The organism is Arthrobacter sp. C152, assembly GCF_054890965.1.
The window spans coordinates 24354-35548 of the sequence record NZ_JBTZSU010000039.1; the positions used below are offsets into that span (position 1 = coordinate 24354).

The following is an 11195-nucleotide window of genomic DNA, read 5'->3' on the forward strand; positions in this document are numbered from 1 at the left end:
AGACTGGATAGGTGGCAAATCCAGCAAGTTACCGGCCGACCACGGGTGAAATCCCCACCAATCCCGGCGTCTACCGCTTCCGTGATCCGCATGGCCGGGTCATCTACGTAGGCAAGGCCAAAAGCCTCCGGTCCCGGCTGAACTCCTACTTCGCCAACCCCGCCGGGCTGCTGCCCAAGACCTACGCCATGGTCCACGCCGCCAGCAGCGTGGAATGGACCGTGGTGGGCAGCGAACTGGAGTCGCTGCAACTCGAATACACCTGGATCAAGGAATTCAAACCGCGCTTCAACGTCGTCTTCCGCGACGACAAGACCTACCCGTACCTGGCCGTGACCATGGGGGAGAAGTACCCCCGGGTCCAGGTCATGCGGGGGGACAAGCGGAAGGGGACCCGGTATTTCGGCCCCTACACCGCGGGCGCCATCCGGGAAACCATGGATACCCTGCTGCGCGTCTTTCCCGTGCGCAGCTGCAGCCCCGGCGTCCTCAAGCGGGCCGAAGCCAGCGGCCGTCCGTGCCTCCTGGGCTACATCGACAAATGCTCCGCGCCATGCGTGGGCCGGATCTCCCCGGAGGACCACCGCGCACTCGCCGAGGACTTCTGCGCCTTCATGGGCGGCGAGGCGAAACGCTTCATCGCCAAACTCGAGAAGCAGATGGCCGAAGCGGTGGCGGAACTGGACTACGAACGCGCGGCCCGGCTCCGCGATGACATCACCGCCCTGCGGAAGGTCTTCGAACGCAACGCCGTGGTGCTGGCCGAAGACACCGACGCCGACGTCTTCGCCCTGCACGAGGACGAACTTGAGGCCGCGGTCCAGGTCTTCCATGTCCGCGGCGGCCGCATCCGGGGGCAGCGCGGCTGGGTGGTCGAGAAGGTGGAGGACTTCACCACCCCGGACCTGGTGGAGCACCTGCTGCAGCAGGTGTACGGCGAAGACGGCGACACCCACGGCCGGCTCCCGCGCGAAGTCCTGGTGCCCGTGGCGCCGAGCAACGCCGAAGACCTGGCCAAATGGCTGGGCGGGATCCGCGGCGCCAAGGTGGACATCAGGGTTCCCCAGCGCGGCGACAAGGCCGCGCTGATGTCCACCGTGCGCGAAAACGCCGAGCACGCGCTCAAACTCCACAAGACCCGCCGCGCCGGGGATATCACCGTGCGGTCCCAGGCGCTCCAGGAACTGCAGGAAGCGCTGGACCTGCCCGTGCCGCTGCTGCGGATCGAGTGCTTCGATGTCTCGCACGTGCAGGGCACCAACGTGGTGGCATCCATGGTGGTGGTGGAGGACGGGCTGCCGAAGAAGTCCGACTACCGGAAGTTCTCCATCACCGGACCCGCGGCTGCCGATGACACGGCGGCCATGCATGACGTGCTTACCCGGCGGTTCCGGCACTACCTCCAGGACAAGTCGGCGCAGGTGGACGAGTCCGCCCTCGCTGCCGGACCGGCGGAACCGGCGGGCGAGGACGCCGTCCTGGACACCACGACGCCGGCGCCGAAGGCAAAGTTTGCGTACCCGCCCAACCTGGTGGTGGTGGACGGCGGCCAGCCGCAGGTGAATGCCGCCGCACGGGCGCTGGCGGACCTCGGCATCGACGACGTCTACGTCGTGGGGCTGGCCAAACGCCTGGAGGAAGTCTGGCTGCCCGACAGCGATTTTCCCGTGGTCCTCCCGCGGACCTCGCAGGGGCTGTACCTGCTGCAGCGGATCCGCGACGAGGCGCACCGCTTCGCCATCACGTTCCACCGGCAAAAGCGCGGCAAGGCGATGACGGTGTCCGCGCTGGACGCCGTGCCGGGCCTGGGGGCCTCCAAACGCAAAGCCCTGCTGGCCCACTTCGGCTCGGTCAAGGGTGTCAAGGCGGCCACCGCGGAGGAACTGTCGCAGGCGAAGGGCATCGGCCCTGCACTGGCCAGCGCCATCGTGAACCATTTCGCCGGCGCCGCCACGGAGGCGCCGCCCCTGCCGGCGATCAACATGGCCACCGGCGAAATCATTGAAACTTAGCTAGGGTAAAGGACGGGGTTCAAGGCCGGTACGGCCGCCCCGGGACAACAAAGGAAACGGGGCGGACTTGATGGCAGACACAACGGCGGAATCCGGGGCAGGGGAGGACGGGCTGGAGCCCGTCAAGCCGCTCGAAGCGGAGCTGCTGGTGGTCACCGGAATGTCCGGCGCCGGGCGGAGCACCGCCGCCGACGCGCTCGAGGACCACGGCTGGTATGTCGTGGAGAACCTGCCGCCGCAAATGCTGGGCACCCTGGCCGAGCTCGTTTCACACGCCCCGCAGTCCATTCCACGGCTCGCGGTGGTCATCGACGTGCGCAGCAAGGGCCTCTTCGCTGACATCCGCTCCGCCCTGGGGGCCCTTGCCGCCAGTGGGGTCACCTTCCGCGTACTGTTCCTGGACGCCAGCGACAACGTCCTGGTCCGCCGGTTCGAACAGGGCAGGCGCCCCCACCCGCTGCAGGGCGGCGGGCGGATCCTCGACGGCATTGCCGCCGAACGTGAGCTGCTGCAGGAACTGCGCGACAGCTCCGACGTCGTCCTGGACACCTCCAACTACAACGTCCACGGCCTCGCCACCGCCATCACGGAACTGTTCAGTGAAACGGGCCCCGTCGCGCTGCGGCTGAACGTCATGAGCTTCGGCTTCAAATACGGCCTGCCCGTGGACGCCAACTACGTCGCGGACGTGCGCTTCATCCCCAACCCGCACTGGGTGCCGCAGCTGCGGCCACAGACCGGGCTGGACAAGGACGTCAGCGACTACGTGCTGGAGGCCGAGGGCGTGAAGAACTTCGTGGACCGCTACGTCCTGGCGCTGGAGCCCGTCCTGGAGGGCTACCGGCGGGAGAACAAGCACTACGCCACCATCGCCGTGGGCTGCACCGGCGGCAAGCACCGCTCCGTCGCGGTCGCCGTCGAGCTTTCCAAGAAACTGGCGCAGTACCCGCGGGTCACGGTGACCACCGCCCACCGGGACCTGGGCCGCGAGTAATGGCGCTGTTCACCGGCGCCCTGCCCCTGGTGCCGCCCGCCGGCGGATTGGTCCCGGGCCAGCAGGACAAGGGCCCCAATGTTGTCGCGCTGGGCGGCGGGCACGGGCTGGCGGCCTCACTGTCGGCGCTGCGCCTGCTCACCTCCGAGCTCACCGCCATTGTGACAGTGGCGGACGACGGCGGCTCGTCCGGGCGTCTGCGCGAAGAGTACGGCGTCCTGCCGCCGGGTGACCTCCGGATGGCGCTCTCTGCGCTGTGCGACGACACGGACTGGGGGCGGACCTGGCGGGACGTCATGCAGCACCGGTTCCGTCCGGGCAAGGGCCCGGGCGGCTCCCTGGATGAACACGCCATGGGCAACCTGCTGATCGTCACCCTGTGGGAACTGCTGGGCGACGCCGTCGCCGGGCTTCGGTGGGCCGGCGCACTGCTCGGCGCCCGCGGTGAAGTGCTTCCCATGTCCACCGTCCCGCTCACCATCGAAGGTGACGTCCGCGTCACGGCCCCCGACGGCGCCAGCGCACTCCAGACCATCCACGGCCAGGCCCGCTGCGCCGTGGCCGGGTCGCTGGAGGAAGTTCGTCTCCTGCCCAAGGCGGCACCCGCGTGCGTGGAAGCGCTCACGGCCATCGAACTGGCGGACTGGATCATCCTGGGCCCCGGCTCCTGGTACACCTCCGTCCTGCCCCACCTGCTTCTGCCCGAGATGCGGCAGGCCCTGTGCAGCACTCCCGCCAAGCGCTGCCTGACCATGAACCTGGCCACGGATACGAAGGAAACGTCGGGGATGACGGCCGCCGACCACCTCCACGTCCTGCGGAAGTATGCGCCGGAGTTCAGCGTCGACGTCGTCCTCGCCGACCCCGCGTCGGTCCCGGACCGGCAGGAGTTCGAGGAGGCGGCAGGGATGATCGGCGCCGAGGTGGTCTTGGGTAAAGTAGGGGCGTCAGGGCGCCGCCCCGTGCACGAGCCGCTGCGGCTGGCGACGGCGTACCAGGACATTTTCGGGAACAGTTAGGAAGGTGCCATGGCACTGACAGCATCGGTCAAGGAAGAACTGTCCCGTCTGGACATCAAGAAGTCATCCGTGCGGAAGGCTGAAGTCTCCGCAATGCTCCGCTTCGCCGGGGGACTGCACATCATCTCCGGCCGGATCGTCATCGAGGCGGAGGTCGACCTCGCCTCCACCGCGCGCCGGCTGCGGGCAGCCATCGCCGAGGTTTACGGCCACCAAAGCGAGATCATCGTCGTCTCCGCCGGCGGGCTGCGGCGCGCCAGCCGCTATGTGGTGCGCGTCGTCCGCGACGGCGAGGCACTCGCCCGGCAGACGGGTCTCCTGGACGGCCGCGGCCGTCCCGTGCGCGGGCTGCCGTCCGCCGTCGTCAATGGCTCCGCGGCCGACGCCGAAGCCGTGTGGCGCGGCGCCTTCCTCGCCCACGGATCGCTGACCGAGCCGGGCCGGTCCTCCTCGCTGGAGGTGACCTGCCCGGGGCCGGAATCCGCGCTGGCCCTGGTGGGCGCCGCCCGCCGGCTGGACATCCAGGCCAAGGCGCGCGAGGTCCGCGGCGTTGACCGCGTGGTGATCCGCGACGGCGACACCATCGCCGCCCTCCTCACCCGCATGGGGGCCCACGACGCCCTGATGGTCTGGGAGGAACGGCGCATGCGCAAGGAAGTGCGCGCCACGGCCAACCGGCTGGCGAACTTCGACGACGCCAACCTCCGCCGCTCCGCGCAGGCCGCCGTCGCCGCCGGAGCCCGCGTGGAGCGGGCCCTGGAAATCCTTGGCGACGACGTTCCGGACCACCTCAAGTACGCCGGTGAACTGCGGGTGGCGCACAAGCAGGCCAGCCTGGACGAGCTGGGCCGGCTCGCCGACCCCGTGATGACCAAGGACGCGATCGCAGGCCGCATCCGCCGCCTGCTCGCCATGGCGGACAAACGCGCGCTTGACCTGGGGATTCCCGGAACGGACGCCAATGTGACGCCCGAAATGCTGGACGAGTAGCAGCCCCATAGAATCAAAAAGATTCCGGGTGCCTGACGCCCGGATGCACAATCCGAGAGTTACCAACCGGACCGCGTGTCCACGATATTGGAGGATTTTGTGACTGAGTACGTATTGCCCGAACTCAAGTACGACTACGCCGCCCTCGAGCCGCACATCTCTGCGCGGATCATGGAGCTGCACCACAGCAAGCACCACGCAGCCTACGTCGCCGGCGCCAACAACGCGCTGGCCCAGCTTGCCGAGGCACGGGAAAAGGGCGACTTCGCCAACATCAACCGGCTCTCCAAGGACCTCGCGTTCCACACCGGCGGCCACATCAACCACTCCGTGTTCTGGAACAACCTGTCCCCGGACGGCGGTGACAAGCCCGAAGGCGAACTGGCAGCGGCCATCGACGACGCTTTCGGTTCCTTCGACGCGTTCCGCGCCCAGTTCTCCGCAGCCGCCCTCGGCCTGCAGGGTTCCGGCTGGGGCTTCCTGGCCTACGAACCCATCGGCGGAAACCTGGTCATCGAGCAGCTCTACGACCAGCAGGGCAACACCGCCCTGGGCACCACCCCGCTGCTGATGCTGGACATGTGGGAGCACGCCTTCTACCTGGACTACGTCAACGTCAAGGCCGACTACGTCAAGGCGTTCTGGAACATCGTGAACTGGGCCGACGTCGCACAGCGCTTCGAGGCAGCACGCGCCAACGCCACGGGCCTGATCACCCTCCCGTAGCCACGGTGTAACAAACTTCACATTCGGACTTAAACGGACCGGGATGTGGACCGTCCGCCCCCGCACTTGCGGGGGCGGACCCAGTTAAACGTAAGATAGGTCACGGAAGGCGGTTAGCCTTCAGCAATGAGGCTGGTCGCCCTCCGTGTTAATCATCTCTGCCCAATGGCGTGCGGGATCTGTTAGTTGGCTTGAACGCCCGCTCAACTAGTAGTGCTTCTCAAAGCACCAAGGAGACTGTAAAAGTGACGACCCGTATTGGTATCAACGGCTTTGGCCGCATTGGCCGCAACTACTTCCGCGCAGCGCTTGCCCAGGGCGCGGACCTGGAAATTGTTGCCGTCAACGACCTCACCAGCCCCGAGGCCCTGGCACACCTGTTCAAGTACGACTCCGTGGGCGGCCGCCTGAAGGAAACCATCGAGGTCAAGGACGGCAACATCGTCGTCAACGGCAACGTCGTCAAGGTCCTGGCCGAACGCGACCCCGCCAACCTCCCGTGGGGCGAGCTCGGCGTGGACATCGTCATCGAGTCCACCGGCTTCTTCACCAAGGCCGCCGACGCGCAGAAGCACATCGACGCCGGCGCCAAAAAGGTCCTGATCTCCGCTCCCGCCTCGGACGAAGACATCACCATCGTGATGGGTGTCAACCACGACCTGTACGACAACGCGAGCCACAACATCATCTCCAACGCGTCCTGCACCACCAACTGCCTCGGCCCGCTGGCCAAGGTGGTCAACGACGAGTTCGGCATCGAACGCGGCCTGATGACCACCGTCCACGCCTACACCGCCGACCAGAACCTGCAGGACGGCCCGCACAAGGACCTGCGCCGTGCACGCGCCGCAGCCATCAACATGGTCCCCACCTCCACCGGTGCCGCCAAGGCCATCGGCCTGGTCCTGCCCGAACTGAAGGGCAAGCTGGACGGCTACGCCATCCGCGTTCCGGTCCCCACCGGCTCCGCCACCGACCTCACCGTCACCGTCTCCCGCGAGACCACCGTGGAGGAAGTCAACGCCGCCCTCAAGCGCGCCGCCGAGTCCGAGGAACTGCAGGGCTTCCTGACCTACACGGAGGAGCCCATCGTGTCCTCCGACATCGTCGGCGACCCCGCCTCGTCCATCTTCGACGCCGGCCTGACCAAGGTCATCGGCAACCAGGTCAAGGTTGTTTCCTGGTATGACAACGAATGGGGCTACTCCAACCGCCTCGTTGACCTTACGGAGCTTGTCGCGTCCAAGCTGGGCTAGGGTTAGACACATGACATCTCACACCCTCAACGAACTGATCGCTGAAGGTGTCCGCGGGCGGTACATTCTGGTTCGAAGTGACCTGAATGTGCCGCTCGACGGCTCTACAGTCACTGACGACGGCCGCATCAAGGCCTCCCTTCCAGTGCTGTCAAAGCTCACGGACGCCGGTGCCCGCGTGCTGGTAACAGCCCACCTCGGACGCCCCAAGGGCGCCCCGGACCCCAAGTACTCCCTGCGGCCCGCAGCAGACCGCCTCGCGGAACTGGCAGGCTTCAAGGTCACCCTCGCCGCGGACACCGTCGGCGCGTCGGCCAAGGACGCGGCGGCGGCCCTCCAGGACGGCGAAGCGCTGATCCTGGAGAACGTGCGGTTCGACTCCCGCGAAACCAGCAAGGACGACGCCGAACGCGGAGCCTTCGCTGATGAGCTCGTGGCCTTGACCGGCAGCAACGGCGCCTACGTGGATGACGCTTTCGGCGCCGTCCACCGCAAGCACGCCAGCGTGTACGACGTCGCCACCCGGCTCCCGTCGTACCAGGGCGACCTGGTGCACACCGAGGTGGACGTCCTGCGCAAGCTCACGACGGACACGCAGCGCCCCTACGTGGTGGTGCTGGGCGGCTCCAAGGTTTCGGACAAGCTCGCCGTCATCGACAACCTGCTGGGCAAGGCCGACACCATCCTGGTGGGCGGCGGCATGCTCTTCACGTTCCTGGCAGCGGCAGGGCACAAGGTCGCCTCGAGCCTGCTCGAGGAAGACCAGATCCCCGTGGTCCAGGACTACCTGAAGCGCGCCGCCGACGCCGGCACCGAATTCGTGGTGCCCACGGACGTGGTGGTGGCGGAGAAGTTCGCCGCCGACGCCGCGTACGAGACCGTCCCCGCCGATGCCATCGAAAGCAGCAGCTTCGGCGCGCAGGGCATCGGCCTGGACATCGGGCCGGACACCGCGTCGGCGTTCGCTGAACGCATCAGGGGCGCCAAGACGGTCTTCTGGAACGGGCCGATGGGCGTCTTCGAGTTTGAGGCGTTCTCCGCCGGCACGCGTGCCATCGCCCAGGCCCTGACGGAGACCGGCGCGTTCACCGTGGTGGGCGGCGGCGACTCGGCCGCGGCAGTGCGCACCCTGGGGTTCGCCGACGACCAGTTCGGCCACATTTCCACCGGTGGCGGTGCCAGCCTGGAATACCTCGAAGGCAAGGAACTGCCCGGGCTCAGCGTCCTGGACCGGTAATACAGCCGGCGCTGCCCGGCACTGCATGGACTTCGGAGTCCTCCGGCCGGCAGGTTGCCCGTGGCAGCCTGCCGGCCGAACACATATCAAGAACTTTTTGGAGATCACGTGACAACCTCAACGAACGGCGCTTTCGACCGCAAGCCCTTCATCGCGGGCAACTGGAAAATGAACATGGACCACGTGCAGGGCATCACCCTTCTGCAGAAGCTGGCCTGGACCCTCTCCGACGCGAAGCACGACTACAGCCGGGTAGAGGTTGCCGTCTTCCCGCCGTTCACCGACCTTCGTGGCGTCCAGACGCTGGTGCAGGGCGATGACCTGCAGGTTGCCTACGGCGGCCAGGACCTCTCCCAATTCGATTCCGGCGCCTACACGGGCGACATTTCCGGCCAGTTCCTCGCCAAGCTCGGCTGCCAGTACGTGCTGGTGGGCCACAGCGAACGCCGCACCATCCACAACGAATCCGACGACGTCCTCAACGCCAAGGTCAAGGCCGCCTTCAAGCACGGGGTCACCCCTGTCCTGTGCGTCGGCGAAGGCTTGGAAATCCGCCAGGCCGGAACCCATGTCGAGCACACACTCCAGCAGCTGCGCGCCGGCGTGGCAGGGCTGACCAACGAGCAGGCAGCCGAACTCGTTGTGGCGTACGAGCCTGTCTGGGCCATCGGCACCGGAGAGGTGGCAGGTCCGGAGGACGCCCAGGAAATGTGCGCAGCCATCCGCGCGGAACTGCAGGCGATCTTCGGGGAAGACGTCGCAGCCAGGACCCGCCTGCTCTACGGTGGTTCCGTGAAGGCCAACAACGCTGCCGCCATCCTCCAGGAACCCGACGTGGATGGCGTCCTGGTGGGCGGCGCCAGCCTCGATCCGGCTGAGTTTGCTAATATTGTCAGGTTCGAGAGCCACCTGGTCACCGACTAGTCCGGTACCTGCGCACACTCCCGCAATCCCAACTTCCGAAAGGCCGTCGTGGACGTTCTTCATGTCATCCTGCAGATCCTCCTGGGCATCACCAGCCTCCTGCTGACGCTGCTGATCCTCCTGCACAAGGGCCGCGGCGGCGGCCTGTCCGACATGTTCGGCGGCGGCATGAGCTCCGGCCTGAGCTCGTCCGGTGTGGCGGAACGGAACCTGAACCGCTTCACGATCGTCCTGGGCGTCACCTGGGGGGTCGTGATCATCGCGCTGGGCCTGATCATGCGCTTCAGCGGGGGCGACTCCTGAGGCCCTTCCGCGAATAGGGTCTTGCGGCACTCCCGCCGCCCAGGCAGGCCTTCTAAACTGTGGCTGTCGGTTTAACCGGCAGCCACAGTTCTGTTTAAGCCGCGGACGCCCGGGCGTTTCCGCTTACTGGCAGGAGTTGCAATGGTCCACCCAGCATCTGGCTTCCGGGGTACCCGTGCCGGCGTCACCGCCGGCTCCGGGTCGAGCCTGCAGTCCAACGATCCCAGCCCGCACCCGCTGCCGCGCATCCGCGTCTCGTACTGGTGCGCGAAGGGCCATGAGACACAGCCGGTCTTCCTGAAATTGCCGGAGGACCAGATTCCGCTGACGTGGGACTGCCGTCGCTGCGGCGGCATCGCGTCCCGGGACGGGCAGGCGGCGGCTGCGGAGGACCCGTTCGACGACGGCTACAAGAGCCACCTTGAGTACGTTAAAGAGCGGCGCTCCGGCCAGGACGCCGAAGACGTCCTCGCCGGAGCGCTGGAGAAACTACGCGCCCGCGGCGTCCTTCCGGACCAGTTGCTGCGGGACACGTGAGGCTGCATTTTCGTCGATCAGCCACAGGGTACGGGCGGTTCCCCGGGGTCCGGCCGCAGGCACCTGCACGGGGTTGGCGCCGGCCAGCGCCAGGCCTACCGCGCCGGCTTTGTCCTCTCCTGCCACCACCATCCACACTTCCGCTGCCGTGTTGATGGCCGGCAGGGTCAGGGACACGCGCAGCGGCGGCGGCTTGGGTGAGTTCCGCACACCCACCACCGTGCGGTCCTTCTCGCGGATCCCTGCCTGTTCCGGGAACAGCGACGCGACGTGCGCGTCGGGGCCGACCCCCAGCAACACGACATCCAGGCGGGGAAGCGAAGCCGGCTCCTCCGGCCTGTCGTCGGACATGTCGGCCGCGTGTTCAGCGGCCGCCGCGTCCCGCAGCTGGCGGGCGTAATCGTCCGCTGCCTCCTCCGGGGTTTCGAAATCATCGGACGACCCGGGGGAGTGGACCCGCTCGGGGTCCACCGGGATGTGCGACAGCAGCGCATCGAAGGCCTGCCTGGTGTTCCGGTCCGGGTCGGAGGAAGCAACGAAACGCTCGTCCCCCCACCAGAAGTTGACCTTCGACCAATTGACGGCGGGAGCCGCCGGAGAGTCAGCGACAGCCTTCAACGTGCCGATTCCCACCGTTCCCCCAGTGAGCACCACGGTGGCTTCGCCGTATTTGTCCTGCACATCAACGAGCTTGGTGATCAGGCGTGCCGCGATGGCCGCCATGAGGACGGACGAATCAGGATGGATGCTTACTCTTGGGTCAACGCTCACTGGGTCGGACGCTCCTTAGATTGGTTCGTGGCAGTCCCATAGTAATCACTTCGCCAAACACTTCGTCCGGGTCCAGCCGGCGCAGCTCCTCGGCGAGGCAGTCACGGAGGCTGCGCCGCGGGAGGGAAATCCGCTGGGCCGGCTGGCCGGGCTGGGTGAGCTCGGCGATGGACAATCCGGGGCGGAAGAGCTGGACGTCACCACCGGGCCGGGTGAGCCGGACGCGGCGGATTCCGGTGCCTGCGGGGTCCGCGACGATGGTGACGGGTGCGTCCAGCGTCAGGGTGAGCCAGGCCGCCAGCAGGATGGTGCTGGGCGAGTCCGAAGCGCCTTCGACCGCGACGGCGGTGACCGGTGAGGAATCCACTTCGTCCAGTGCGGCGGCGAGTTGGATGCGCCAGTTGGTCAGGCGGGTCCAGGCGAGGT

Annotated in this window: 12 protein-coding genes; 10 read left to right on the forward strand and 2 right to left on the reverse strand. The window is 67.2% G+C overall.

What is annotated here, in order from left to right; genetic code table 11:
- The first annotated feature begins 11 nt into the window (after positions 1-11).
- The 10 genes from uvrC (at position 12) to ACYSM9_RS18995 (ending at position 9998) form a co-directional block, all read left to right on the forward strand.
- Positions 12-2012, forward strand: coding sequence for an excinuclease ABC subunit UvrC (gene uvrC, locus ACYSM9_RS18950; RefSeq protein ID WP_461858505.1), 2001 nt, complete (start codon positions 12-14; stop codon positions 2010-2012).
- Between the two features lie 70 nt (positions 2013-2082).
- Positions 2083-3006 carry an RNase adapter RapZ gene (gene rapZ / locus ACYSM9_RS18955; RefSeq protein ID WP_461858515.1) on the forward strand — a complete coding sequence of 308 codons (924 nt, stop codon included), beginning with the start codon at positions 2083-2085 and terminating at the stop codon, positions 3004-3006.
- Positions 3006-4025: a gluconeogenesis factor YvcK family protein gene (locus ACYSM9_RS18960; RefSeq protein WP_461858506.1), complete on the forward strand. Its 1020-nt coding sequence runs from the start codon at positions 3006-3008 to the stop codon at positions 4023-4025. Before rapZ ends, ACYSM9_RS18960 begins: the two co-directional genes overlap by 1 nt.
- Before the next feature lie 9 nt (positions 4026-4034).
- Entirely contained in the window at positions 4035-5015 is a 981-nt protein-coding gene (whiA, locus tag ACYSM9_RS18965; protein ID WP_043454785.1) for a DNA-binding protein WhiA, read from the forward strand.
- A gap of 99 nt (positions 5016-5114) precedes the next feature.
- Complete coding sequence (locus ACYSM9_RS18970) at positions 5115-5741, forward strand: superoxide dismutase (protein WP_461858507.1); 627 nt, start codon at positions 5115-5117, stop codon at positions 5739-5741.
- 245 nt (positions 5742-5986) lie between these two features.
- Positions 5987-6997, forward strand: coding sequence for a type I glyceraldehyde-3-phosphate dehydrogenase (gene gap, locus ACYSM9_RS18975; protein WP_461858508.1), 1011 nt, complete (start codon positions 5987-5989; stop codon positions 6995-6997).
- A 10-nt stretch (positions 6998-7007) separates the two neighbouring features.
- Positions 7008-8234, forward strand: a complete 1227-nt coding sequence (locus ACYSM9_RS18980) for a phosphoglycerate kinase (RefSeq protein WP_461858509.1) — start codon at positions 7008-7010, stop codon at positions 8232-8234.
- A gap of 108 nt (positions 8235-8342) precedes the next feature.
- Positions 8343-9158, forward strand: coding sequence for a triose-phosphate isomerase (gene tpiA / locus ACYSM9_RS18985; protein WP_461858510.1), 816 nt, complete (start codon positions 8343-8345; stop codon positions 9156-9158).
- 48 nt (positions 9159-9206) lie between these two features.
- Positions 9207-9461 (forward strand): preprotein translocase subunit SecG, encoded by a 255-nt coding sequence (gene secG, locus ACYSM9_RS18990; RefSeq protein WP_461858511.1) that lies wholly within the window; start codon positions 9207-9209, stop codon positions 9459-9461.
- Between the two features lie 141 nt (positions 9462-9602).
- Positions 9603-9998, forward strand: a complete 396-nt coding sequence (locus tag ACYSM9_RS18995) for an RNA polymerase-binding protein RbpA (RefSeq protein ID WP_461858512.1) — start codon at positions 9603-9605, stop codon at positions 9996-9998.
- Here the strand turns inward: ACYSM9_RS18995 and pgl are convergent.
- Both pgl and ACYSM9_RS19005 read right to left on the reverse strand, forming a co-directional pair.
- On the reverse strand, positions 9951-10721 hold the full coding sequence (pgl, locus tag ACYSM9_RS19000; RefSeq protein WP_461858516.1) for a 6-phosphogluconolactonase: 771 nt from the start codon (positions 10719-10721) through the stop codon (positions 9951-9953). The genes ACYSM9_RS18995 and pgl overlap by 48 nt on opposite strands.
- Before the next feature lie 37 nt (positions 10722-10758).
- Positions 10759-11195: glucose-6-phosphate dehydrogenase assembly protein OpcA (locus ACYSM9_RS19005; protein ID WP_461858513.1), on the reverse strand; the 437-nt coding region annotated here is incomplete at its 5' end.

Bases quoted from the DNA above. Each gene is read 5' to 3' on its own strand.
- ACYSM9_RS18980 (WP_461858509.1), top strand. From the start codon at position 7,008: ATGACATCTCACACCCTCAACGAACTGATCGCTGAAGGTGTCCGCGGG.
- whiA (WP_043454785.1), top strand. From the start codon at position 4,035: ATGGCACTGACAGCATCGGTCAAGGAAGAACTGTCCCGTCTGGACATC.
- ACYSM9_RS18995 (WP_461858512.1), top strand. From the start codon at position 9,603: ATGGTCCACCCAGCATCTGGCTTCCGGGGTACCCGTGCCGGCGTCACC.
- rapZ (WP_461858515.1), top strand. From the start codon at position 2,083: ATGGCAGACACAACGGCGGAATCCGGGGCAGGGGAGGACGGGCTGGAG.
- ACYSM9_RS18960 (WP_461858506.1), top strand. From the start codon at position 3,006: ATGGCGCTGTTCACCGGCGCCCTGCCCCTGGTGCCGCCCGCCGGCGGA.
- pgl (WP_461858516.1), bottom strand. From the start codon at position 10,721: ATGGCGGCCATCGCGGCACGCCTGATCACCAAGCTCGTTGATGTGCAG.